The sequence below is a fragment of the Planctobacterium marinum genome (assembly GCF_036322805.1).
Classification (GTDB): domain Bacteria; phylum Pseudomonadota; class Gammaproteobacteria; order Enterobacterales; family Alteromonadaceae; genus Planctobacterium; species Planctobacterium marinum_A.
Genome location: NZ_AP027272.1, coordinates 2446098 through 2472422, shown reverse-complemented (window position 1 = coordinate 2472422; position 26325 = coordinate 2446098). Strand labels below are relative to the sequence as shown.

Annotated in this window: 21 protein-coding genes; 14 read left to right on the top strand and 7 right to left on the bottom strand. The window is 43.6% G+C overall.

The annotated features are described in order from the left end of the window. The first annotated feature begins 6 nt into the window (after positions 1–6). Positions 7–720 carry a phosphoribosylaminoimidazolesuccinocarboxamide synthase gene (gene purC / locus AABA75_RS11130; RefSeq protein ID WP_338292676.1) on the top strand — a complete coding sequence of 238 codons (714 nt, stop codon included), beginning with the start codon at positions 7–9 and terminating at the stop codon, positions 718–720. 67 nt (positions 721–787) lie between these two features. On the opposite strand, the gene yfaE is transcribed toward purC, so the two are convergent. The 5 genes from yfaE to ubiG all read right to left on the bottom strand — a co-directional run bounded on the left by yfaE (position 788) and on the right by ubiG (position 6377). Further along, complete coding sequence (gene yfaE, locus AABA75_RS11125) at positions 788–1057, bottom strand: class I ribonucleotide reductase maintenance protein YfaE (RefSeq protein WP_338294842.1); 270 nt, start codon at positions 1055–1057, stop codon at positions 788–790. A 15-nt stretch (positions 1058–1072) separates the two neighbouring features. Further along, on the bottom strand, positions 1073–2203 hold the full coding sequence (gene nrdB, locus AABA75_RS11120; RefSeq protein WP_338292675.1) for a class Ia ribonucleoside-diphosphate reductase subunit beta: 1131 nt from the start codon (positions 2201–2203) through the stop codon (positions 1073–1075). 59 nt (positions 2204–2262) lie between these two features. Further along, positions 2263–4587: a class 1a ribonucleoside-diphosphate reductase subunit alpha gene (gene nrdA, locus AABA75_RS11115; RefSeq protein ID WP_338292674.1), complete on the bottom strand. Its 2325-nt coding sequence runs from the start codon at positions 4585–4587 to the stop codon at positions 2263–2265. 417 nt (positions 4588–5004) lie between these two features. Further along, positions 5005–5676 (bottom strand): HAD family hydrolase, encoded by a 672-nt coding sequence (locus tag AABA75_RS11110; protein ID WP_338292673.1) that lies wholly within the window; start codon positions 5674–5676, stop codon positions 5005–5007. After that, on the bottom strand, positions 5673–6377 hold the full coding sequence (gene ubiG, locus AABA75_RS11105) for a bifunctional 2-polyprenyl-6-hydroxyphenol methylase/3-demethylubiquinol 3-O-methyltransferase UbiG (RefSeq protein ID WP_425325573.1): 705 nt from the start codon (positions 6375–6377) through the stop codon (positions 5673–5675). The genes AABA75_RS11110 and ubiG overlap by 4 nt, the downstream gene beginning before the upstream one ends. 243 nt (positions 6378–6620) lie before the next feature. Between ubiG and gyrA the strand changes: the two genes are divergently transcribed. The 8 genes from gyrA to pyrF all read left to right on the top strand — a co-directional run bounded on the left by gyrA (position 6621) and on the right by pyrF (position 15754). Then, entirely contained in the window at positions 6621–9311 is a 2691-nt protein-coding gene (gene gyrA / locus AABA75_RS11100) for a DNA topoisomerase (ATP-hydrolyzing) subunit A (RefSeq protein WP_338292671.1), read from the top strand. Continuing rightward, positions 9312–10592: a 3-phosphoshikimate 1-carboxyvinyltransferase gene (gene aroA / locus AABA75_RS11095; RefSeq protein ID WP_338292670.1), complete on the top strand. Its 1281-nt coding sequence runs from the start codon at positions 9312–9314 to the stop codon at positions 10590–10592. A 148-nt stretch (positions 10593–10740) separates the two neighbouring features. Continuing rightward, positions 10741–11430, top strand: coding sequence for a (d)CMP kinase (gene cmk, locus AABA75_RS11090; protein WP_338292668.1), 690 nt, complete (start codon positions 10741–10743; stop codon positions 11428–11430). Positions 11431–11509: 79 nt separating this feature from the next. Further along, positions 11510–13201: a 30S ribosomal protein S1 gene (gene rpsA / locus AABA75_RS11085; protein ID WP_338294841.1), complete on the top strand. Its 1692-nt coding sequence runs from the start codon at positions 11510–11512 to the stop codon at positions 13199–13201. Between the two features lie 45 nt (positions 13202–13246). Further along, positions 13247–13564: an integration host factor subunit beta gene (gene ihfB, locus AABA75_RS11080; RefSeq protein ID WP_338294840.1), complete on the top strand. Its 318-nt coding sequence runs from the start codon at positions 13247–13249 to the stop codon at positions 13562–13564. A gap of 82 nt (positions 13565–13646) precedes the next feature. Further along, positions 13647–13889 carry a lipopolysaccharide assembly protein LapA domain-containing protein gene (locus tag AABA75_RS21410; RefSeq protein WP_425325599.1) on the top strand — a complete coding sequence of 81 codons (243 nt, stop codon included), beginning with the start codon at positions 13647–13649 and terminating at the stop codon, positions 13887–13889. Next, positions 13889–15061 (top strand): lipopolysaccharide assembly protein LapB, encoded by a 1173-nt coding sequence (gene lapB, locus AABA75_RS11075; protein WP_338292667.1) that lies wholly within the window; start codon positions 13889–13891, stop codon positions 15059–15061. Before AABA75_RS21410 ends, lapB begins: the two co-directional genes overlap by 1 nt. Next, the gene (pyrF, locus tag AABA75_RS11070; protein ID WP_338292666.1) at positions 15062–15754 is read left to right on the top strand and encodes an orotidine-5'-phosphate decarboxylase; all 693 of its coding nucleotides are present in this window, start codon (positions 15062–15064) and stop codon (positions 15752–15754) included. It abuts the gene before it with no gap. A gap of 90 nt (positions 15755–15844) precedes the next feature. On the opposite strand, the gene rne is transcribed toward pyrF, so the two are convergent. Next, positions 15845–18613, bottom strand: a complete 2769-nt coding sequence (gene rne / locus AABA75_RS11065; protein WP_338292665.1) for a ribonuclease E — start codon at positions 18611–18613, stop codon at positions 15845–15847. A 428-nt stretch (positions 18614–19041) separates the two neighbouring features. Here rne and rluC point away from each other — a divergent pair, with 428 nt between their 5' ends. Next, positions 19042–20001 carry a 23S rRNA pseudouridine(955/2504/2580) synthase RluC gene (gene rluC, locus AABA75_RS11060; protein WP_338292664.1) on the top strand — a complete coding sequence of 320 codons (960 nt, stop codon included), beginning with the start codon at positions 19042–19044 and terminating at the stop codon, positions 19999–20001. Then, positions 19985–20635: an HAD family hydrolase gene (locus tag AABA75_RS11055; RefSeq protein ID WP_338292663.1), complete on the top strand. Its 651-nt coding sequence runs from the start codon at positions 19985–19987 to the stop codon at positions 20633–20635. Before rluC ends, AABA75_RS11055 begins: the two co-directional genes overlap by 17 nt. Positions 20636–20645: 10 nt before the next feature. Here the strand turns inward: AABA75_RS11055 and AABA75_RS11050 are convergent, their stop codons facing one another. Further along, the gene (locus tag AABA75_RS11050; protein WP_338292662.1) at positions 20646–21278 is read right to left on the bottom strand and encodes a Maf family protein; all 633 of its coding nucleotides are present in this window, start codon (positions 21276–21278) and stop codon (positions 20646–20648) included. Between the two features lie 645 nt (positions 21279–21923). Here AABA75_RS11050 and AABA75_RS11045 point away from each other — a divergent pair. From AABA75_RS11045 to rpmF, 3 genes are all read left to right on the top strand, one after another. Then, entirely contained in the window at positions 21924–25526 is a 3603-nt protein-coding gene (locus AABA75_RS11045) for a reprolysin-like metallopeptidase (protein WP_338292661.1), read from the top strand. Between the two features lie 90 nt (positions 25527–25616). Next, positions 25617–26144: a 23S rRNA accumulation protein YceD gene (yceD, locus tag AABA75_RS11040; protein WP_338292660.1), complete on the top strand. Its 528-nt coding sequence runs from the start codon at positions 25617–25619 to the stop codon at positions 26142–26144. A gap of 3 nt (positions 26145–26147) precedes the next feature. Next, positions 26148–26318 carry a 50S ribosomal protein L32 gene (rpmF, locus tag AABA75_RS11035; protein ID WP_338292659.1) on the top strand — a complete coding sequence of 57 codons (171 nt, stop codon included), beginning with the start codon at positions 26148–26150 and terminating at the stop codon, positions 26316–26318. Positions 26319–26325 lie beyond the last annotated feature (7 nt).

Genomic DNA, 26325 nt, shown 5'->3' with positions numbered 1-26325 from the left:
GCTATCATGCAAAAAACCAAAGAACTTTACAGAGGCAAAGCGAAGACTGTTTACTTGACTGATGACGCCGAAAAACTGGTGTTGGAATTCAGAAACGATACTTCTGCTTTTGACGGTCAGAAAATCGAACAGCTGGCTCGCAAAGGGATGGTAAATAACAAATTTAACCATTTCATTATGTCGCGGTTAGAGGAAGCGGGAATACCCACTCAAGTGGAAGCACTATTGTCTGATAACGAATCTCTCGTTAAAAAGCTCGATATGATCCCAGTAGAATGTGTTGTCAGGAATATCGCAGCAGGCTCTATCGTTCGTCGCTTAGGGGTTGAGGAAGGAAAAGAGCTCGATCCGCCCACTTTTGAATTCTTTCTAAAGAATGACGAATTGCATGATCCAATGGTTAATGAATATCACGTTTTATCATTCGGGTGGGCTACACAAGAGCAAATCGATAAAATGAAAGAGCTGACTTTCAAAGTCAATACGGTTTTAAAAGCCTTGTTTGATGAAGCCGGTATGCTATTGGTAGACTACAAACTAGAGTTTGGTGTTTTCAATGGTGAGATAGTTCTGGGTGATGAATTCACCCCAGATGGCTGCCGATTATGGGATAAAGAAACCCGTGAGAAACTGGATAAGGATAGATTCAGACAAGGTTTAGGCGGCGTAGTTGAGGCTTATGAAGAAGTCGCTGGTCGCTTGGGCGTGGTACTGGACTAAAATGTCCTTATAGCAATACAAAAAAGCCATCTTTAACGATGGCTTTTTTGTTTGTGCTTTGTCTGCATTAAAGTAGTTTGATGCAAACATCTTGGTCAGCTTTACAGCAACAGGGAAGAATTTCATCATCATCAATAAATGCAAGTGGGTCGGTGAGATAGGTAACCTTGCCGCTCAACAATTTTGTTCGACAGGCACCACAAAACCCTTCCCGGCAGTGGTAATGCACTTCAATACCATGTGCCTCAAGCGATTCCAACATTGAGGAATCGCTTTTTTGCTCTATTGTTCCGTCACCTTCAATGGTTATGCGTAACGTTTCTGTTTCATTCATAATAGCGAATTGATCTGCTTATAGATCAAAATCGCCAAAATCATCCGCATTTACTTCACTGTCAATCTGACCAACCAGGTAAGAGCTTATCTCAGCTTCTTGCGGAGCAACTTGTACGTTATCGGAATTGAGATAGTTATTCATCCAGGGTAGTGGATTACTCTGAACATCATATGGCTGCCCTAAGCCGATGGCCGCCATTCTGTGATTAGCGATAAACTCTACATATTGGCACAGTATTTCTTCGTTCAGGCCAATCATAGAGCCATTTTTGAACAAATAATGAGCCCACTGCTTTTCTTGCTCTACGGCTTTTAAGAAGATTGCTTCGGCCTCATCTTTTAATTCTTCCGCAATCTCGGCCATTTCTGGGTCATCTTTACCACGAGCCCATAAATTGAGTATGTGCTGGGTGGATGTCAGGTGTAGATTTTCATCGCGAGCAATGAGACGGATGATCTTGGAGTTCCCCTCCATTAATTCGCGTTCAGCGAAAGCAAATGTACAAGCAAAGGATACGTAAAAGCGGATAGCTTCTAACGCGTTAACCGAGTTCATGCATAAATACAGTTTTTTCTTTAATTCACGCATGTTGATAACGTGTTTTTCGCCACGTACTACATGAGTACCTTCCCCCTGTGACTGCCACAATTGGGTGGCAAAGATCAAATCGTCATAATATTTAGAGATGTCCGTCGCGCGACGTTTTATCTCCTCGTTTACCACGATATCTTCGAACACATCGCTGGGGTCCGAGAACAAGTTACGCAAAATATGTGTATAGGAACGTGAATGGATGGTCTCATAAAAAGACCAAGTCTCAATCCAGGTTTCCAGTTCTGGTAAAGACACTATAGGTAGAAAAGCAATGTTAGGGCTTCTGCCCTGCACTGAATCTAGCAGTGTTTGGTATTTCAGATTGGAAACAAAAATGTGTTTTTCAGATTCGCTCAATCCCTGAAAGTCTATTCTATCCTTACTTACATCCACTTCCTCCGGACGCCAAAAAAAGCTGATTTGTTTTTCAATCAGCTTTTCAAAAATAGGGTGTTTTTGTTGGTCATATCGGGCAACGTTGACCGGATGACCAAAAAACATGGGTTCACTCAATGGATTGGTGGTTTTGTGATTGAAGGTTGTGTATTTCATTTTTTTAATTTTAAGTAATAGTCTGAATCAGATGAAAGGGGACTAGCCCCTTCGCATCATTAAATTTTACAGGCGCCGCCAGCGCAATCATCATCTTGCTCTTCTACCACTTCTTCTACAGCGGGTCTGGCTGCAGTTTTAGTAGCTTCTGCTTGGCTAGACTCATCACCTGCACCGTCTCTGGTGTTGTGATAGTAAAGTGTTTTTACACCTAATTTATACGCGGTAAGCAAATCTTTGATCAACAATTTCATGGGCACTTTTCCGCCTTCGAATTTGCCTGGATCATAGTTTGTGTTAGCGGATATCGTTTGGTCGATAAACTTCTGAATAATGGCCACCAACTGCAGATAACCATCGTTTGAAGGGATATCCCATAACAATTCATAGTTATCTTTGAGTTTCTGATACTCGGGTACAACTTGCTTCAAAACGCCGTCTTTACTGGCTTTTACGCTAATATGACCACGCGGAGGCTCAATGCCATTAGTGGCATTAGAGATCTGAGACGAGGTCTCAGATGGCATCAAGGCCGACAGCGTAGAGTTACGCAATCCATGTTGTTGAATTTCTGCTCGAAGAGATTCCCAGTCCAGTTTCAGATCTGAGGTGCAAATAGCGTCTAGATCCTTTTTGTAGGTATCAATGGGCAATACACCTTGGGCATAAGTGGTTTCATTAAACTTAGGACAGGCGCCTTTTTCCTTTGCCAGCTCAACGGAAGCTTTCAGCAAATAATATTGCATAGCTTCAAAGGTCTCGTGCACCAGATTATTGGCACTGCCGTCTGAATAACGCACGCCGTGTTTAGCAAGGTAGTAAGCAAAGTTGATTACGCCGATACCCAGCGTTCTGCGTCCCATAGTTGCGTTGTACGCCGCCGGCACCGGGTAATCTTGATAATCCAGCAAGCTGTCCAATGCTCTAACCGCTAACTCAGAAAGCTCTTTGAAATCTTCCGGAGACTCGATAGCGCCCAAGTTGAAAGCGGACAGGGTACATAGCGCAATTTCACCTTCTTCATCATTAACATGAGACAACGGTTTAGTTGGCAGTGCAATTTCTAGACATAAGTTACTTTGTTTAACCGGAGCAACCTTGGCATCAAACGGACTGTGGGTATTACAGTGATCAACATTTTGCAAATAGATACGGCCTGTACTGGCGCGTTCTTGCATAAATAAACTAAACAGTTCCAGTGCTTTGATTTGCTTTTTACGGATACTGGGGTCTTGCTCGTATTGAGTATATAGCGCCTCAAACTTATCTTGATCCGCAAAGAAGGCATCGTACAGGCCCGGCACATCAGAAGGGCTAAACAAGGTAATATGACCGTCTTTAATCAAACGTTGGTACATGGTTTTATTGAACTGTACGCCATAATCCAGATGTCGAACGCGGTTCTCTTCAACACCTCGGTTATTTTTAAGTGCTAATAAGGACTCTACCTCCATGTGCCACAGGGGATAGAAAAGTGTGGCTGCACCACCTCTTACACCACCTTGAGAGCAGCTTTTCACGGCAGTTTGGAAGTATTTGTAAAATGGTATGCAGCCTGTGTGGTAAGCTTCTCCACCTCTAATCGGACTACCTAAAGCGCGAATGTTACCGGCATTTACGCCGATACCTGCGCGTTGGCTTACATATTTAACAATTGCGCTTGCAGTAGCGTTAATTGAATCGAGGCTATCGCCGGTTTCAATTAATACACAAGAGCTAAATTGACGAGTAGGGGTTCTAACGCCAGCCATGATGGGGGTTGGCAGCGAAATCTTGAATTTGGATGTAGCATCATAAAAACGCTTGATGTAACTCATCCGTGTTTCAGTGGGGTACTTAGCAAACAAACAAGCCGCCACCAGAATATATAAAAACTGAGCGCTTTCATAAATATCACCGGTTACCCGGTTTTGTACCAGGTATTTGCCTTCCAGTTGTTTCACTGCGGCGTAACTGAAGTCCATATCGCGCCAATGATCAATGTACTCGTCCATTAACTCGAATTCTGATGCACTGAAATCTTCTAAAAGATGCGCATCATATTTGCCCATTTCCACCATTTTCTTTACGTGCTGTAGCAACGTTGGTGGCTCAAATTGGCCATAGGCACGCTTGCGCAAATGAAAGATTGCCAGGCGGGCAGCAAAATATTGATAATCAGGACTGTCGGTCGAAATCAGATCGGCTGCTGATTTGATCAATGTCTCATGAATGTCTTCTGTTTTAATTCCATCGTAAAACTGAATGTGTGCTTTTATCTCCACTTGAGATACGGAGACGTTGGTCAGCCCTTTCGCTGCCCAATCAAGAACACGGTGAATTTTATCCAGATCAATAGGCTCACGCTCACCATTACGCTTGGTGACGTATAAAGTATTATTCATAATGCTGCCACTGTTATTATTATATGTTTCTGCGAATTCGATGATGTGAAAATAGTTGATAACACATTATGTCCCGGCCTGAGAAGCACTCTAAGGTCCACTTGTAAGCCAGAACTCGACTCGCCATTCCCCAATTAAGGATGTGTCGTTGTCATCCTTGAGACACAAGATAAAGGGGTTTTATTCGCTTTTCAACCCAAGATATAGGGGCGCCTGCTGCTTTATTCACCGCTGCTTTTTTCGGTTAGTGTAAGCTAACTTCATAGCTTAATACTCTCCGGTCTGTTTGGAATTTCAACTGGATTATTACAATGTTAATTCAGCATAAATTAAATAGTAATAAAATCGCTTCGTTTAGATTGAAGCGATCTAAGTACTTTATTGACAAAATTGGCACAGTTTAAATGGGAAGGTTAATTAACCGAAAGCGTTTTCATTAAGCAATAGCATTATCTCTCTGGCACTATCCACTGTAATATCGACATCCCAATTTTGCTGTAATTCTGCCTCTGTTAAATAGCCGTATCGGGCTAATACGGGAACCATGTGCGCGGCTCGGGCAGCTTCCATATCGCGTTTTGCATCTCCGACATACCAGATGTTTTCTGCTTCGATTGATAGTTTTTCAGCTGCTTTGAGTAAAGGTTCAGGATGGGGCTTGCGCTGCTCGAAAGTATCTCCCGAATAACACACCCGGCAATGTTTGAATTCAGGAATATGAGTCAATAAAGGTTCCGTTAGGAAACCCGGTTTATTGGTAATAATTCCCCATGGAATTCTATTTTTATCAAGGTGGTTGATCAGGTCTACTATGCCTTCAAAGGGGCGTGTATTTCGACAGATATTAGCTTGGTAGTATTGCAACAATGCCGCTCTTAAGACTTCAGCATCATATTTTTCAAACTTTTCCCCCATGCCCATTTTCAACAACCCGAGCGCACCATTGGAAGATTCTACTCGGTACTCTTGATAACTTTTAGCGGGAAATCCGTGTCGCTCTAGAACAAAGTTTAATGCCGCACCTAAATCAGGCGCAGTATCCAGGAGAGTTCCGTCTAGATCAAAAAGAATGGCTTTAGGCGCAATCACAGCTTTCTGCAGCCTACAATGTAATTAACATCGACATTGCGATCGGACAAAAAGTAGGTTTTGGATAGAGGGTTGTAATGTAGGCCCGTCATTTTCCTGGCCTGCAATCCGTTTGCATCAGCCCAATTGAGTAGTTCAGAGGGTTTAATGAACTTCTTGTAATCATGAGTGCCTTTAGGAACCATTCCCATAACGTATTCTGCTGCAACAACCGCCATGGACCAGGACTTAATGTTTCTATTCAACGTGGAGAAGAACACCCAACCACCGGGTTTAACCAATGTAGCGCAGGCGGCTACCACCGAAGCGGGCTCCGGTACATGCTCTAACATTTCCAGGCAAGTGACGACATCAAACTTATTCGGCTGTGTTTCGGCAAATTCTTCCGCAGCACTTTGCTGATAATCAACTGTGGTCCCCGATTCCAGTGAGTGTAAACGCGCTACTTCAAGAGGCTCGGCACCCATATCAATGCCCGTAACACTCGCTCCTGCCTTGGCCATAGCTTCAGATAAAATACCGCCGCCACATCCAATATCAAGCGTCTGCAACCCGTGGAGTCCATTCGTTTGCTCCATAATAAAAGATAGACGCAGCGGGTTTATGTCGTGTAAAGGCTTAAATTCACCTTCCAAATCCCACCATCTACTGGCTAAATCGGCAAATTTTTGTATTTCTGTATAATCTACGTTTTGTTGCAAAGTGCTGACTCCAAACAAGTTTCGGCAAGTATAAGGCTTCAAATGCGGCATTAACAGGTTCGTTTGCACATATATTCACCAATCAGCATCTTTTATTTTTGTGGTTCAATGATAGAATCTTGAACACTTTTATTTCCTGTTTAGATACATGGCAAAACTAACTTTAGTTATTCCGTGAAATTACAAGTAAACAGTGATGTTTCCCGATAACTATCGGCGAAAATAATAACAACAAGGCTGTATATGACTGACAACGCCAAAGAAATCCTTCCAATTAATATCGAAGACGAGCTGAAGAACTCCTACCTCGATTACGCGATGAGCGTAATTGTAGGGCGTGCACTTCCAGACGTTCGTGATGGTCTGAAACCCGTTCACAGGCGCGTACTTTTCGCCATGAACGAGTTGAAGAATGACTACAACAAACCGTACAAAAAATCTGCCCGTATCGTCGGTGATGTAATCGGTAAGTATCACCCCCACGGTGATTCTGCGGTTTACGACACTATTGTGCGTATGGCGCAACCTTTTTCGCTTCGATACATGCTGGTAGATGGCCAAGGTAACTTTGGTTCAGTTGACGGAGATTCCGCAGCTGCGATGCGTTATACCGAAGTACGTATGGCAAAAATTGCTGCGGAATTACTGGCAGATTTAGACAAAGAAACGGTAGATTTTGTGCCTAACTACGATGGCACGGAAAAAATCCCAGATGTTTTGCCTACCAAAGTTCCTAACTTACTAGTAAATGGATCTTCCGGTATTGCTGTAGGTATGGCGACAAACATCCCGCCACACAATTTAACCGAAGTGGTTAATGGCTGTATCGCGCTAATAGACAATCCAGACATCACCATCGATGAGTTAATGCAATACATCCCTGGCCCAGATTTCCCAACTGCGGCAATGATAAGCGGTAGAAAAGGCATTGACGATGCTTACCGAACCGGTCGTGGTAAAATCTATCTACGCGCAAGAGCAGAAATCGAAACCGATAAAAACGGTAAAGAGACCATCATCGTTTCGGAAATACCTTACCAGGTCAACAAAGCCAGATTAATTGAAAAAATGGCTGAACTGGTAAAAGAGAAGAAAATCGAAGGTATTTCAGCGCTTCGCGATGAGTCGGACAAAGACGGTATGCGTATCGTTATCGAAGTGAAACGCAACGAGTCTGGCGAAGTATTACTCAATCAACTGTATGCCAATACTCAGATGCAAACGGTATTTGGTATCAATATGGTTGCGCTTGATCAGGGCCAACCTAAAACGCTAAACCTTCAGGAGTTATTACAGGCCTTCGTCCGTCACAGACGTGAAGTAGTCACTCGTCGCACTGTTTTCGAATTGAGAAAAGCACGCGAACGCGCTCATATCCTCGAAGGTTTGGCAGTAGCGTTAGCTAATATCGATCCAATCATTGAGTTAATTAAAGCGTCTCCAAGTCCGGCGGAAGCCAAAAAAGCGTTAGTTGCACAAGGTTGGGCGTTAGGTAATGTCGAAGACATGCTGCAACGCGCTGGCGTTGATGCGGCTCGTCCTGAATGGCTTGAACCGGAATTTGGTATACGCGACGGACAATATTTCCTCACTGAAAATCAGGCTCAGGCTATTCTTGATTTGCGCTTGCATAAGCTGACCGGCTTAGAGCACGAAAAAATCCTGGCGGAATACAAAGAGTTATTGGATCTCATTGCAGAATTATTGGAAATTCTGGCCAACCCTGTGCGTTTGATGGAAGTTATTCGCGAAGAGCTGGAGAAAGTACGCGATGAATTTGGTGACGAACGTCGTACCGAAATTACTGCCGCTGCTCACGATATCGACCTGGAAGACCTGATTGAAAGGGAAGACGTGGTTGTTACTCTTTCTCGTGAAGGCTACGTTAAGTACCAAAAACTGTCTGATTATGAAGCCCAGCGCCGCGGCGGCAAAGGCAAATCAGCCACGCGCATGAAAGACGAGGATTACATTGAGAAATTGTTGGTGGCTAATACCCATGACCACATTCTCTGTTTCTCTACCAGAGGGCGTTTGTATTGGTTGAAGGTTTATCAGTTACCATTAGCTAGTCGAAATGCCCGTGGTAAACCGATAATTAATATCTTGCCGCTTGAGGCTGACGAGCGCATTACCGCTATTTTGCCTATCCAGGAATTCGTAGATGACCGTTTTGTGCTTATGGCGACAGCGAACGGTACTGTTAAAAAGACCGCGCTAACTCAATATTCTCGTCCTCGCTCTAACGGTATTATTGCCGTTAACCTCAATGAGGGGGATGAGCTAATTGGTGTAGCGCTTACCGATGGTGAGAGTGACATCATGTTGTTCTCAGATGCAGGTAAAATTGTGCGCTTTAACGAAAAAGAGCGCGATTCAGAAACGGGAGCAGTTAAGATTGATCCTGAAACTGGTGAAGAAAAACTGGCATTGCGCCCAATGGGTAGAACCGCTACGGGCGTTCGTGGTATTCGCATGCAAGATGGTCAAAAGGTAGTATCACTAATCGTGCCTGTTACCGATGCACCAATCTTAACCGTTACGGAAAATGGATACGGCAAACGCACACCTTTAGAAGATTATCCAGCTAAGAGCCGAGCTACTCAGGGTGTTGTTTCTATCAAAGTCTCTGACAGAAACGGTGCGGTAGTAGGTGCTATCCAGGTAGATGAAGATGATGAGATGATGTTGATCAGTGATGCTGGGACGCTGGTAAGAACTCGTGCCAACGAAGTATCGGTTATCGGAAGAAACACTCAGGGCGTTCGCATCATCAGAACTGCAGAGGACGAAAAAGTCGTAGGACTACAACGTATCGAAGAGGTGGAAACCCCTGAAGGTGAGTTAGTAGACGAAGAAAATGCAGAAAATGTTGCAACCACAGAGCAACCAGAAGACACGGTGGCAAACAATGACACAACGGATGAGGCATAAGTGGAGCAACTTCGATTAACTCCGGTAAGCTCAGTATCTGGTGAAGTTACCGTTCCCGGCTCAAAAAGCTTATCAAACAGAGCGCTACTATTGGCAGCGCTCGCCAAAGGCACCACTCGCGTCACTAATCTTTTAGATAGTGATGACATTCGACACATGCTGGATGCTCTCAGTAAGTTGGGAATTAAATACCAGCTCTCAGAGTGCAAAACCATCTGTGAAGTTACGGGTAATGCCGGCGTTTTCAATGTTGCTCAACCAGTAGAACTCTACCTGGGTAATGCCGGAACCGCTATGCGTCCTCTCTGTGCGGCATTGGCCGCCAGCGAAGGTGAATTTATCCTGGGTGGTGAGCCAAGGATGGAAGAGCGTCCCATAGGCTCATTAGTTGAAACATTGCAGATGGCCGGTGCAGATATTCAGTATTTAAAAAATACGGGGTATCCTCCATTGAAAATCAATGGCAAACCTCTTGCCGGAGGCTCGCTTAAAATAGATGGTTCAATTTCCAGTCAATTTTTGACAGCTGTATTAATGATTGCCCCCTTGTTCAATGATGATACCCTAATTACCGTGGTGGGCGAGTTGGTCTCCAAGCCTTATATTGAAATCACACTGGCCATAATGGCGCAATTTGGTATTGAAGTGGAGAATCGTAATTACCAGGAATTCCTGATAAAGGGGAATCAAAGCTATTTGAGCCCGGGGGAATATATGGTTGAAGGTGACGCATCTTCTGCCTCCTATTTTCTCGCCGCGGGTGCCATAAAAGGCGGGACGGTAAAGGTCTACGGTGTTGGAGAATACAGCGTGCAAGGCGACATTCGTTTTGCCGATGTACTGGAAAAAATGGGCGCAAAAATAACCTGGAGCCGGAATTTCATCCAGGTGGATGGTGCGGATTTAAACGCCGTGGATATGGATATGAACCATATTCCGGATGCCGCCATGACCATTGCAGTAGCCGCGCTATTCGCCAAAGGCACGACCACAATTCGCAATATCTATAACTGGCGAGTAAAAGAAACTGACAGACTAGCGGCCATGGCGACTGAGTTGAGAAAACTCGGCGTAGAAGTGGAGGAGGGCGAAGATTATATTTCGGTCACGCCTCAACAAACGCTTCAAGAAGCACAAATTGATACCTACAATGATCATCGAGTTGCAATGTGTTTTTCACTTGTGTCGTTAAGTGATACTGCGGTTGTCATTAATGATCCCGGTTGCACATCAAAAACTTTCCCGGATTATTTCCAGAGGCTGGCGACTATCTGCCAATAACAATGGAATAAACGTATAAAAGGCCCTCATATTGAGGGCTTTTTTATGCTTATTTACATTTTCGTCACAAAGTCGTCATTGTAGAAATTATTATGAAGCGTATAATGCCCGGCGTTTTGACTACAGCAGTGAATTAGGGAGCTCCAATATGCTAAAACCCCCAGTCGTTACTATCGATGGTCCAGGTGGAGCTGGAAAAGGGACGATTTGTAAGTTACTGGCAAATAAGTTGGGCTGGCATCTGCTGGATAGTGGCGCGATTTATCGAGTGTTAGCCGTTGCAGCCATGCATCATGGCATAGCAGCGGATGATGAAGAGGCATTAATACCTCTGGCATCCAGTCTCGATGTGAATTTTGAGTGTCCTGAAGACCAGGAGTCCCGCGTAATTCTTGAAGGTGAGGACGTTAGTCATTCGATTCGTACCGAGGAAGTCGGCTCTATGGCGTCGAAAGTGGCCTCGCTACCGCGTATTCGTGAAGCCCTATTACGCCGTCAGCGAGCTTTTAACATGGAGCCGGGTTTAGTGGCCGATGGCAGGGATATGGGAACCGTCGTATTCACGGAAGCCAATGCCAAGATTTTTCTTACCGCATCAGCAGAAGAGCGGGCCGCAAGACGCTACAATCAGTTGCGTGAAAAAGGCCATGATGTTAGTATTGGCGCCCTTTTGGCGGACATACTGGCACGAGACGAACGCGATACGAATCGTTCGGTGGCACCATTGGTTCCAGCTGAAGATGCCTTAGTGATTGATTCTACAGAACTTTCTATTGAAGAAGTTCTTGAAAAAGCCGTGCACTGGGTAGAGACCAAATTGCATGAGGGTGAACTTTAACTCACCTAAGTACAAGTGCGTTTTAAAGGAGTAAAAACGTAAATTTTAACTACCCCATCTTACTGGATGTAATGATGGACTGAAAAAACGAAAAATTATGACTGAAAGTTTTGCTCAATTATTTGAAGAAAGTTTAAAAGAATTAGAAACACGCCCAGGTGCGATTGTACGTGGTACTGTAGTTTCTATCGATAAAGATATTGTTTTAGTAGACGCAGGCCTGAAATCTGAAAGCGCCATTCCTGCTGAGCAGTTCAAAAATGCCAAAGGCGATTTAGAAATCGCTGTTGGTGATCAGGTTGACGTTGCACTAGACGCTGTAGAAGATGGCTTCGGTGAAACTATCCTGTCTCGCGAGAAAGCGAAACGCCACGAAGCGTGGGTAGAATTAGAGAAAGCTTACGAAGATAAAATTACTGTAACTGGTATTATCAACGGTAAAGTTAAAGGTGGATTCACTGTAGAAGTTAATTCTGTACGTGCATTCTTACCGGGTTCTTTGGTTGACGTACGTCCAGTTCGCGACACTCTGCACCTCGAAGGCAAAGAGTTAGAATTCAAAGTTATCAAGCTAGACGCTAAGCGTAACAACGTTGTTGTTTCTCGCCGTGCTGTTATCGAAGAAGAAAACAGTGCAGAGCGCGATACACTTCTGCAAACTCTTGATGAAGGCGTTGAAGTTAAAGGTATCGTTAAGAACCTGACTGATTACGGTGCATTCGTAGACTTAGGTGGTGTAGACGGTCTGTTACACATCACTGATATGGCGTGGAAACGCGTTAAGCATCCAAGTGAAATTGTAAGCGTTGGTGACGAAATCAACGTTAAAGTTCTGAAATTCGACAAAGAGAAGTCACGCGTTTCTCTTGGTATGAAGCAAATGGGCAACGATCCTTGGGAAGAAATCGCAAACCGTTACCCTGAAGGTGCTAAGCTAACTGGTCAAGTTACTAACTTGACTGATTACGGTTGTTTCGTTGAGATTCAGGAAGGCGTTGAAGGTCTGGTTCACGTTTCTGAAATGGATTGGACTAACAAGAATATCCACCCATCTAAAGTGGTTAGCCTTGGCGATACTGTTGAAGTTATGGTTCTTGAAATTGACGAAGAGCGTCGTCGTATTTCTCTTGGCCTTAAGCAGTGTAAAGCGAATCCTTGGGAAGAGTTTGCTAAGTCTTACAACAAAGGTGATAAGGTTACAGGTAAGATCAAGTCAATCACTGACTTCGGTATCTTCATTGGCCTTGACGGTGGTATTGACGGTTTGGTTCACTTATCTGATATTTCATGGAACAAAGCGGGTGAAGACGCGGTTCGTGATTACAAGAAAGGTGACGAAATCACCGCTGTTGTACTGCAGGTCGATGCAGAGCGCGAGAGAATTTCACTTGGCGTGAAGCAAATTGACGAAGATCCTTTCAATAAGTATCTGACAGATAAAAAGAAAGGTGCTATCGTTAACGGTACTGTTACCGCAGTTGATGCTAAAGGCGCAACTATTAATCTTGCAGAAGAAGTTGAAGGTTATATTCGCGTTGCAGATTTATCTCGCGACCGCATTGAAGATGCATCAACCGAACTTGCTGTAGGCGATGTTGTTGAAGCTAAATACATCGGTGTAGACCGTAAGAATCGCATCATTAACCTGTCTGTTAAAGCGAAAGATGAAGCTGATGAGAAAGAAGCTCTAGCTCGCGTAAACCAGCAAGAAGATTCTGGTTTTGCAAGCGCAATGGCTGAAGCTTTCAAAGCAGCTAAAGGCGAAGAGTAATTAGCTAGTCCACTTAGATTGAGTGGGAACTGTCGGTAACGTCTGATTGTTTATGTTGACAAAGGGGTTGAGATGACCAAGTCACAATTAATCGAAAGACTTGCCGACAGAGCAAGGCATATACCGTCTAAAGAGGTGGAAGTAGCAATAAAAGAGCTGCTAGAGCAAATGGCTCAGACACTTCAGCGAGGAGAGCGTATAGAAATCCGTGGTTTCGGTAGCTTCTCTTTGCATTTCAGAGCTCCACGTGAAGGGCGAAATCCCAAAACTGGAGAAACTGTCAAGTTAGAAGGTAAGTACGTGCCGCACTTTAAGCCAGGGAAAGAGTTGCGCGAGCGCGTTAATGAAGCGATTGCCAACTAATTAAATTTAAAAAGCGGTTAGCCTTTGGCAGCCGCTTTTTGCATTTCTACACGGGATTTTGTTTTTGAAGTCGTTCCTCTATATGGCATTGTGCTTGGTTGTATTATTGTTAGCCTTGATTGTTGGCTCTCAGAACACGCAACTTACAGATTTCAATTACCTCATTGCTAAAGCTCCGATATCCGTTAGTGCACTTTTGGGTGGCTCGGTTTTAGTCGGTGCACTGATCGCATCAATGTTCTGGGCAGCCTATGTGATCAAGCTGAAATTTATGCTCAGAAGTCAGAATAAACAATTTGTTAAATCGATAAACAAGAAAAACTGATGCTGGAATTACTGTTTCTTTTGCTACCAGTAGCCGCTGGCTACGGATGGGTCATGGGCAGGAATAGCGTCAGACAACAACAACGCAATACTTCACAAATTCTATCTCGTCACTACTTTAAAGGGCTAAATTTTCTTTTGTCAGATCAGCCCGACAAAGCCGTTGATACCTTGATCAAAATGGTAGATATCAACACCGGCAGTATTGAAACTCATATTGCCATGGGGAACTTTTTCCGTCATCGCGGCGAAATTGATCGCGCCATTAAAGTCCATCAGAACCTGGTAAATAAGAAGGAAGTCACTGGAAAGCTGCAAGAAAACGCACTTTTTGAATTGGGAAGGGACTACCTATTGGCAGGTTTTCTGGAGAGGGCTGAAAACGCATTTCTCAGTTTATTGAGTTCTAAAGAATACTATCTACAGGCACATCAACAACTATTTAATATTTATCAATCTACCAAGGAGTGGGATAGAGCGATTGAGCTTGCTGAGAATATGGTTAACAACCATGGTGATAGTGATGACCTGGCAAAACGTATTGCCCACTTTTACTGCGAACAAGCTCAGATTTCAATCACTCAAGAAGATTTTAAGCAAGCAGAAAAATGGCTTCAAAGAGCGGTAATGTCTGACGAGCACAGTGTTCGCCCTTGGTTTTTATTGGCTGAGATTGAACAGCAACAAGAAAATTACTTGCAAGCGTTTGAATACCTTAGGCAAGTGCCACAGCGAGATCCCGTATGGGTGAGTGAGGCAATTCCTGCTTTGTGGCTGTGTGCCGAAAAAACTGAAAATTGGCAAGCTTTAAGAGAAATAATTGAAGTCTATTCAGATCAATGCGCAACGGCTTATCTGGCACAGGTTTCACTAGTGAAAAGAGAAAAATCAACAATTGAAGCCGCTGATATTTTACTCAACAAGATCCAGAAAAGCCCATCAATGAAAGGCTTTCACAAGTTATTAGGACTATATCTGGAACAGGGAAAACAAACACAAGAAGCGCAGCAAAGCTTGAAATTATTAAACGAATTAATAGAAAAGCAAATTGCCCAACGGCCGAAGTATCGTTGCCATGGCTGTGGCTTTTCAGGTAAAAAAATTCATTGGTTATGTCCTTCGTGTAAAACCTGGGGGGAAATGAAACCAATAAAAGGTTTGGATGGAGAATAAATGCATAATAGTAAGGTAATCGTAGCTCTGGACTACAACGAAAAAGAAAAAGCCATAGCTTTTGTCGATTCAGTCACGCCTGACTCTTGTAAGTTAAAAGTTGGCAAAGAGATGTTCACTTTATTCGGACCTGATTTTGTCAAAGAATTGGTGGGTAGAGGATTTGATGTTTTCCTTGATCTTAAATTTCACGATATTCCAAATACGGTAGCAAAAGCTTGTGCCGCTGCTGCGGAACTTGGTGTGTGGATGATAAATGTCCATGCCTCTGGTGGCAGCAAGATGATGCAAGCTGCCAAAGAGGCACTTGCGCAATACGACAAGCCTCCCAAGCTGATAGCAGTCACTGTATTGACAAGTATGGACGCTGAACAGCTCTCAGGTACGGGTGTTACGACTGACATTCAATCCCATGTCGAGCACTTAGCAAAGCTTACCAAAGAATCTGGATTAGAAGGTGTCGTGTGTTCAGCAATGGAAGCTAAAAGCCTCAAAGCATTATTGGGGACTGATTTCACTCTGGTCACCCCCGGTATCAGACCTCAAGGTAGTGCTACGGGGGATCAATCAAGGGTTGTGACACCACAACAAGCGGTTGCTGATGGTGTGGATTATATGGTTATTGGCAGGCCGATCACTCAGTCCCCTGATCCTTTGCAAACACTTAAAGAAATTAACGCGAGTGTTCTTTAATCTTTGGTTTAGCAATTTAAATAGAATTTCGTCTAATAAAAAAGCCCCGCTCATTGCGGGGCTTTTGTTATCAGGGGGTATCGCTATGCTTTATAACGAAGCAGGCTTTGTCATTGGCGCTGACGAACGGTTACTGGCGCTCAGCATAGCGGCACTACGACCACTTACTGCAATATCAGGACGAGAGCTCAACTCCAAAGCCACGATATTGATTTCACCCATCTCCTCGGCTAATTCAGCAGGACGAGCCATAGGTGCTGACGCCTTATAGCGAATAGTTTTGTTTGCTTTTACCTTAGTGCTGGCCTTTTTGCTCTTCGGCTTAACAGTTTTCTTTTCAGTGGACTTGGATGTTTTTTCATCGTTAGCATGAAAGTCGATATCCAATTCGTGTTGTGGACTCGTCTCTGTAGTCGCTTCTTCTTCTTTGTGCGAAGCGACAGCTTCCACCGAGCTAACAGGTGTATCCGCTGATTTGTCACCTTCCAGAGTATCAAGAGTCAATTGCTTGTCATTAGACTCATTGACATCAACTACTTGCTCAGTTTTTGCTTCTGTAACAACTTCATTGCCAGGCTTTTGGGCTTCTTGTGGAGCTTTCACATCACTCTTCTCAACTTTTGCTTTGCCAGGCTTTTCGTTTTGTGAAGCAGTGTTGTTCGCTGCAGTTTGTGCCTCTACAGCCACTGGTGCAGATTCTACCGTATCGTTTGCTTTTACAGCAGGCTTTTTATGCTTCTTCTCAGGTGCATCATTTTTTACAACTTGGGCTTTTGGTGGCTGCTCTGAAGCATTGCTATTGGCTAGAGCTGCTTCTTTTTGAGTGTTATCCACCCGCACACTGCGACGATTTTCTCTGCGCTTGCGACGCTCTGCAACCTGTTTGCGAGGACGATTTTGTTCCTCGCGATTGGTCGTGCGCTGCGCTTCTTGAGGACCTGCCGGCTTATCGGTAATGGTCTCGCTTTTTACCTTATCCTTTCTGCGATTACTATTATGTTGTTCACGGTTTTGTGAGCGACTGTTATCCTTCTCGCGACGCGGTTCCGTGGACTTGCGATTGCGGTCTCTATCATTGTTATTGCGCTGACGACCTTGTTTCTTGTTGCGGTGATTCTTGTTATGTCTGTTACCCGCTTTATTTTTGCCTCTGCCCTTAGCCGGCTTCTCTTCTGTTTTGAAAAACGCCGCTAACCAGGCAAAGAATACTTCAAAGATGCCGGGCTCTTTTTTAGGAGTCACAACAGGCGCTGCAGACTGTGGCGCAATAAACCCTGACAAAGCAGGTTGTTCTTTTTGTGGTTGCTCAGGCGTTTTTGCCACAGCAACACCAGGAGCAGGCTCAACCGGTTCGCTAACCAGGTTAAAACTGAGTTCGTCAGTGGCATCGTCTTTGCGGAAACGCACAACTTCATAATGCGGGGTTTCCAGATTCGAATTAGGAATGATCAGCAAAGAAACATTATGACGTTTTTCAATGTACTGAATAGCCTTGCGTTTTTCGTTTAGCAGATAGGTGGCTACATCAACCGGCACTTGAGCGTGCACCTGGTGGGTATTTTCTTTAATACCTTCTTCCTCTAACAGACGAAGAATTGACAGTGCCAGTGATTCAGTACTTCTGATGGTGCCTTGGCCGACGCAGCGAGGGCACACGTGATTAGCGGATTCACCTAAGGACGGTCTCAACCTTTGACGAGACATTTCCAGTAGACCAAATTTAGAGATGCGACCGATCTGTACTCTGGCTCGATCATTTTCAACCGCTTGATTCATGCGATTTTCCACTTCTCTTTGGTGTTTCACAGGAGTCATATCGATGAAATCGATAACCACTAATCCACCCAGGTCGCGCAAGCGTAATTGACGCGCTATTTCGTCCGCGGCTTCAAGGTTGGTATTGAGTGCTGTTTCTTCAATATCACCGCCTTTTGTAGCGCGCGCAGAGTTGATATCTATGGAAGTCAAAGCTTCCGTTGGGTCAATTACAATAGAACCACCTGAAGGCAATCTAACTTCACGTTGAAAGGCAGATTCAATCTGACTTTCAATTTGGAAATGGTTAAACAGGGGAACGTCACTGTTGTAGCGTTTAACGCGATTGGCAAAATCAGGACGCACTAATTTAATGTGCTCTAATGCCTGGTCGAATACTTTTGAGTGATCGATCAGAATCTCGCCAACATCACGACGTAAGTAGTCTCTGATAGCACGGACAATGACATTGCTTTCCTGGTGGATGAGGAAGGGGGCAGGGCGAGAGTCTGCGGCATCTTCAATTGCTTTCCAGTGGGTCAACAGTACGTTCATATCCCACTCAAGCTCTTCATAAGACTTACCGACGCCAGCGGTGCGCACGATTAGGCCCATACCTTTGGGTAGGTCTAATCGATTTAAAGCGTCTTTAAGCTCCGTGCGCTCGTCACCTTCGATTCGACGGGATATTCCGCCAGCACGAGGATTATTGGGCATTAGTACGAGATAACTACCGGCAAGACTGATGAAGGTAGTTAACGCTGCGCCTTTTTGGCCTCGCTCTTCTTTATCGATCTGAACAATAACTTCTTGACCTTCAGACACCACGTCTTTGATATTAGGGCGGCCTTCAATTTTATAACCGCTTGGGAAGTAGCTCTTTGCTATTTCTTTAAGTGGTAAGAAACCATGTCTTTCAGCACCGTAATCAACGAATGCGGCTTCAAGACTTGGCTCGACACGTGTAATAGTGCCTTTGTATATGTTGGCTTTTTTCTGTTCGTGACCGGGGCTTTCGATATCTAAATCGTATAGCTTTTGGCCGTCAACCAGCGCTACACGCATCTCTTCTGATTGCGTGGCGTTAATTAACATTCTTTTCATATTGTGACTCAAATAATTTTGTATTGTCACAATACAAACGGGGATCTTTCCCAAATGCGCTTACTAGCTTTTGGGTACGCAAAGCCTCCCGACTTGACATACTAGCAATGTATACTTGGTCTAAATAATCTTACTTTTCTCTTTTCACGCGCCATTTAGCGCGTAAATCAAATTCTTCCCACGTTTGCATTATGACAGGTGATTAATCAATTTTTTTGTGGTTTTTCCGGCTGCAATCTTCATGAAACGTTACTCTCTTCATGGTTGCTGTATGGGTGTTAACTGTTACACCGGATGTGGTCCACATATTCCTGTATTACGCTTAAATGCAAGCGTACACCGATTATGGCATTAATCTTGAAACTCAAGCAAGAAAATAACGAATAACTGGTGAGAATTTATAGAATTTCTGTAGAATTGCGGCCGATATGAAGAACCTGACATTTGATAAAGTACAATTATTGACCATCGAGCCCGATTATGAGGGGCAGCGTGTTGATAACTTTCTAAAGAACCTGCTCAAGGGTGTTCCCAAGAGCATGATTTATCGCATCCTGCGCAAAGGCGAAGTCAGGGTGAATAAAAAACGTATAAAACCCGAGTATAAACTTTGCCCGGGTGACGAACTGCGTGTGCCTCCCATCAGAGTTTCTGAAGAGAAAGCAGGTCCATCTGCGAATCTTTCTTCTGTTCAAAACCTGGAATCTTTGATTATCCACGAAGACAAAAAACTAATGGTGTTAAATAAGCCTCATGGGATGGCTGTTCATGGTGGAAGTGGTCAGAGTTTTGGGGTAATCGAAGCGCTTCGTAGTTTACGTCCAGACGAACGTTATATGGAGTTGGTTCACCGCCTGGACCGCGATACATCTGGCTGCTTACTAATAGCAAAACGCCGGTCAGTATTGCGCAGTTTGCATGCACAGCTCAGAGAAAAGACGACAGTAAAAAAATATTTCGCACTTGTGGATGGCAGCTGGCCGGCACATCGCAACAAGGTCAAAGCTCCTTTATACAAAAATGTTTTGCAGTCTGGTGAACGAGTGGTAAAAGTCTCTGAACAGGGTAAGCCTTCCGAAACGCGATATAACGTCATACAAAGTTTTAAAGATGCCACTTTGGTGGAAGCCATTCCCGTCACCGGCAGGACACATCAGATCAGGGTGCATTGTTTACACGCCGGGCATCCCATCTTAATGGACGACAAATATTGCACGGTGGAAGCAAACGAACGTGCTAAGCAACAAGGCCTTTCACGTATGTTCCTACATGCACATGAAATTTCTTTTGATGATCATGAAACAGGTGAGCGACAGGTGTATAGTGCGCCATTAACACCAGAGTTAAAAACATTTATCGATTTTTTAGAGCATGCTGGACAAATATAAAGTTGTAATATTCGACTGGGATGGAACCATAATGGATTCCATTTCCCATATCGTTCAATGCGTACAACAAGCCGCCAAATCCAACGCATTGCCGGTGCCCGATGAACAGAGCGTAAAAAATATTATCGGTTTGAGTTTGCCTGAGGCATTTTCAACCCTTTACGGAAAAGATAAAGAAGCTGATTTCGAACAGTTCAGAGAAAACTATAAGGCCCAATACATCAAAGACGATGATGTTAACCTTCCGCTTTTTGATTATGTAGATACGCTGCTTACTTCGTTATGCGAACAAAACGTCAAATTGTCGGTAGCTACAGGCAAGGGCAGAAGAGGGCTTGATAATGCTATGCATCGTTCCGGACTTGCCGAGTTCTTCAGTTATTCGCGAACCTCAGACGAGGCACTGAGCAAGCCGGCACCTGACATGCTTTTGCAAACCGCTCGTTATTTTAATGTGCATCCCAACGAGTGCATTATGATTGGTGACAGCATTCATGATCTAAATATGGCAAATAATGCTGGCATGGATAGTATTGGAGTTTCTTTTGGTGCCCATTCTAAATCCATATTAACCGAGGCAAAGCCATTGACGATTCTTGATTGTTATAGCCACGCGTTGCAATGGCTGAAATAACGACGGTAACTCATTGAATATAATCGAATAAATCCAGGTCGAACCTGAGAAACAACTCTTGTAGAGCGATGAGCGGCATCCCAATGAGGGCATTGGGATCTCGTCCTGATAGTGCAGAAAATAATAATATTCCTTGTCCCTCACACTTGAAACTACCCGCACAATCAAGCGGCATCTCGGCGTCTATATATTGTTTGATTTGGCGTTGGCTCAAAGCTTTAAATGAAACTTCGTAGGGCTCAACATGTGTCTCATATTGATTGTTGCTGCTGAGCAAGCAAATTCCGGTAATGAATAACACCTTTTCAGCTGAAAAATTACTGAGTTGTTGTACAGCGCATTCAATATTTCCGGGCTTTCCGATAATTTCCCCCTTGTGAACAGCTACTTGATCAACGCCGATAACAAACCTTAATGGAGAAGTCTCTCGCTGCTCCTCTGATTGACCTAAAACCTTCTCAGCTTTCGCCTTAGCTAACCTTGTTACTAAAGTTTCAGGCGATTCACCGGATTTTGTTGATTCATCTATGTTCGGAGACACAGAATGAAATGGGATACCTAGCTTACTTAACACGTCATTTTTGTATTTTGAGCCCGAAGCCAGTGTCACCTGTATATCGAAGGCTTTTTTTGTTTGCTTCATTAAGTTGTATTGTTAGTTAGTTAGTTAGTTAGTTAGTTAGTTAGTTAGTTAGTTAGTTAGTTAGTTAGTTAGTTGCACTTTGTGATTATATAATAAAGGCAAGTCAGCAAGCACCTTTTAGTTGTAAATGGTAGAAATTTGAACTGGCTGTGCAATGAAATCTGGTCTACATTTCAGGTGAGCAGACTTTCATTATTGGTTATCAATGCCACTGCTTAAAGGCCATTGTTATACAACTATATGTAACAAACAATGTGACTGTGACGAGGGAGTGTTATGAGGCTTTGTATTCTATTTTTACTAGTGTCGATGACACTGCCAAACTACGTATTTGCATCTAATATAAGCGCTTGGGAAACAATTTATAACGCTAAATCTGTTGGCGAATCTAAAACAGGTCAATTCACAAACTGGCATTTGTTATCCCCGCCTGAATCAATATCACAAATTCAAACTTTGCCTCTACCTTCAGGTGGCACGGTCAACGTTAGCCTGATAGAAGATAATATTTTTGCTCCAGGGCTGGCAAAGCGATTTCCAAGATTACAATCCTTCAGGGTAAACAATCTCAATGGACAGTTCGTTGGACGAATGTCAAAAAATAGTGAGAGCATTAGCGCATTCTTTACACATCAAGGGGAATGGGTGAAAATTTTCCAACTGAAAGACGAAAATGGCAATTCACACTACCAAAGTCGCTATGCAAAAGATTTCAATCAACCTGAAGATCTCAGTTGTAAGGTTTTCGATAAGCACGGTGCAAAAACTAAGAACACTGCGTTCACCAACTTTACCGAAAAAAATGCTCAAACATCCGCCTTTGAATCTTTCGGCTCGCAATTGACTACTTATCGTCTGGCTGTTGCTACTACTGCGGAGTATTACAACGATATAGTCGAGAACACTGATTCAGACGCGGAGCCGAATGAAATTGTACTGAACGAGTTAAATATCCTGCTAAACGAAGTTAATGCCCTTTATTTAATAGATTTATCTGTTCGATTTGAATTGGTTGAAAATAACGATGCGATATTATTCGACGATCCTGAGACGGACGGATATTCTAACTCTTCTAGTGAGGATCTTCCGATAAATCAAACTAATCTTGATGAAATAATAGGAACTGAAAATTATGACATAGGTCATGTAATAGGGTATTACGGTGGAGGATTAGCTTATGTTGGGGTACCTTGTTCGCCTGCATTTAAGGCGCAAGGCGCATCCGTTGCAAACTTTGGTGTTTTGGCCCATGAGCTTGGTCATATGATGAATTCTCGTCATACTTTTAATGGCACTGAGGGCTTTTGTTCCGGCAATATTGGTTACCCCTATGAGCCGGGCAGTGGCTCTACCATTATGAGTTATTTTGGAAATTGTAGTTCGCAGAACCTATCCGGGCCGGGAGACAAAACCTTTCACGTCGGCTCGCAAAGATTCATACGTTCAGAAATTGAAAGTGATTTAACCTGTGGTACTTTCAGTGATAACAGCAATCAGGCTCCTACTTCGAATGCAGGGGCTGATTATACTATTCCTGCAAATACCCCTTTTGTATTAACTGGAACAGCATCAGATTCTGATGGCGATACCTTGTCCCATATGTGGGAACAGTTGGAGTTAGATGGCACCTCTTCAACTTCAAGTACTATGTCAAAAGATGACGGTAAACGGGCGCTATTTCGCACAATTGAGCCTGTCGCCCGCACCGAACGCTATTTCCCAAAATACGAAACGGTGCTTACCGGTGACTTTGAATTAGGGGAGGCATTACCTTCAACTACGAGGGAACTCAATTTTACCTTTACGGTACGAGACGGTAATGGTGGGGTTGCAACTGATACAGCAGTTATTAGCAGTATCGCCAATTCCAAAGGATTCTCTTTGCAGAACTGGAGCTTGAACCTTCAGCAACCATTTATCGTGCAATGGAATACCGGTAAGTCGGAACAGGAGGCGATCAATTGTCCTTATATCAACATTAGTATTAGTAACGACAATGGGATTACATTTTCTGAATTTGCATTTGATGTGGAAAACGATGGAATTCACACCTTTGGCAACAGCTTTAACTGGCCAGAAGGCGATGACTATCTTTTGAAAATAGAGTGTCCTGATAATATTTTTTATGCCATCAGTCCAATGGCAGTCTCTATTATTAATGAACCTATGGATGATGATCTGGATAATGATGGTATCCCCGATGCAATAGAAAGGTATTACAACCTGGATCCCAACAGCAATGAAGATATGACCCTGGATAGTGATGGTGACGGCTTATCAAATTCAGAAGAAGTCTATTTAGGTACCAATCCATTGTTATCAGACAGCGATCATGATGGAACGGATGACCTCGATGAGTTATTGCAAGAAACTGATCCAACAGACATATTATCCAGAAGGTCTGAAATCACAATAAGCGAAGGTTTTGAGGACAATACACGAGATTTAAATGAAGTAACTATAGAGTGGGAAAGTACCGATGCAGTCGCTTTCGAAGGGGATTCCAGCTTTACTTCAACAAATACCGATAATAGTTCCATTAGCGATTATGTTATCAGTTTTTCCGCCACTTCATCTGCCACTTTGGCTTTTCACTACAAGGTATCTAGTGAGAGTAATTTTGATTACCTTAGGTTATATATAAACAACGAATTAATTGAACAATGGTCCGGTGAGGTTCAATGGGAGCGCTATGAAACTAGCGTTGGCCAAGGTGAATATGAGGTTAAATGGCAATACAGCAAAGATGGGTCTGTAGCAAACGGCGATGACAAAGCCTGGATAGACTTAATTGAATTACAAGCCGTGCAGGAGGTATCAAGACCTGCTGGAGACATTTCTGAGGTGAACGAAAGTTTTGAATCCGGCGTGCCAGAAAACTGGATTCAAGAAAACACATTTAATTGGTTACAAGATACGAGTACTGGAGTCGAAGACAACCTTAGTATTAGCTCTGCTGAAATTTCTGACGAAGAGACAAGCAGCATTTCATTAAGTGAATACTTCGCTGAGGGAACAATGTCGTTTTACTTCAAAGTTAGCAGTGAATCAAACTGGGATTACCTGAATTTTTATATAGATGATAGTTTACAAGTACAATGGTCTGGCGAACTAGATTGGCAGGAATATAGCTTTGACATAGAGGAAGGGCAGCATACGCTAACTTGGCAATACAGTAAGGATGGCTCTATTTCGAATGGAGATGATAAAGCCTGGATAGATAATATTGTTTATCGCGCTGCCAGAGAAAACCTTGCCGATGGTACGCCAGGTGACTTTGATGCTGATGCTGTTCCGGAATTATTAGTCAGACAAGTAGCTAGTGCAGTGACATCTTACTTTGGTTCGGGTACTCAAGAGCAGGAAGTTGCCGAATTTGGTCGAAGCACAGATATCCCCATTGTAGGTGACTTTGATGGCGATGGTTATTCTGATTTTGCCATCAGAAGACCTTCTACCCAGTATTGGTACGTACGCAATTCCTCTGGTTTGGATATTGTCACCGGATCAGACGATGGCATAACTCGTAAACGCTTTGGTACTCAATCTACCGATATTCCCGTGCCTTCTGATTATGACGGTGATGGTATTACGGATATAGCCGTGCGTCGCCCGAGCAATGGTTTTTGGTACATTTTGAATTCTTCAGGACGGGACCTAATAACGGGCAATGATGACGGCATAACTCGCAAACGTTTTGGCCTGCGAAGTGAAGACATCCCGGTTCCCGCAGATTTTGATGGTGACGGTCAGGTGGATATCGCGGTTAGAAGACCTTCAACTAAAACCTGGTACATTCTTAATTCCTCTGGTGTTGACTCAATGACGGGAAACAATGACGGCATAAGCCGAGTACGCTTTGGTACTCGTAATGAGGATATTCCAGTTTCAGGCGACTTTGATGGTGACGGTAAGGCTGATTTAGCGGTTAGAAGAGCATCTACCCGTTATTTTTATATAAAGAACAGTAGTGGTGTAGACGCTATCACTAATAATACTGACGGCATTACCCGACTTCGCTTTGGTCGTTCCGAAGATATTCCAATAACTGGTGATTTTGATAGCGATGGGCAACAAGATTTAGGTTTATACCGCCCTGATAGCGGCGAATGGTTTATAAAAGTTAGCAGTGGCAATAGCCGAACCTCCAGTGATGACATTGAACGTTTTACCTACGGTGACGCGGACTCTATCCCGTTGCTCGCGCCAATAGCTGAAGTCATGGCAAGGCTAGAGCAATTAAATTAAAGTAAAATCCATTTAAACTACTGTTAAATAGTGAATTTAATGTACTAAGGCTTTGACTATTGCAGTATAAATCTATAATATGCGCGCGCTATGTCCAATGTACGACTTCCAAAACAGGTTGAGCCACATAAGTGTGCGATGAAACGTTCCGATTATCGGGGTGTTATGGCCGTTGCTGATATGGCAAGACTAAAGGAAGCCGTGCTTGAGATTCTGGACGATGTTGCTGTTGAGCTAAGGTTTGAAATAGACGCGCAGGGTCTTACCTTTTTTCACGGTGATTTACAGACCAGGGTATCATTGGAATGCCAAAGGTGTAATAAACCTTTTGAATATTCAATTGAGCAGCCATTTTGCTACACGCCAATTAGCGAAGGCCAATCAGTTGAAGAACTTCCGGAAGCTTATGATCCGGTAGAGCTCAATGAGCATGGAGAAATCAATATACTGGAACTTTTTGAAGATGAGTTAATCTTATCTTTACCTTTGGTGGCGATGCATGACGAAAATGATTGCTCGGTTACCGATGACGAAATGAGTTTTGGTGAAATTGAACCGGAAACTAAGCAACCAAACCCGTTCGCGGTGTTAAAAGAACTTAAGCGGAACCAGGAGTAGATTATGGCGGTACAACAGAATCGTAAGACTCGTTCCAAGCGTGGTATGCGTCGTTCACATGATGCATTAAGCGGTGCGACACTGTCTATTGATGCTACATCAGGTGAGACTCACCGTCGTCACCACGTGACTGCAGATGGCTTTTACAAAGGTAAAAAGGTCATCGAAAAGTAAGGTATCA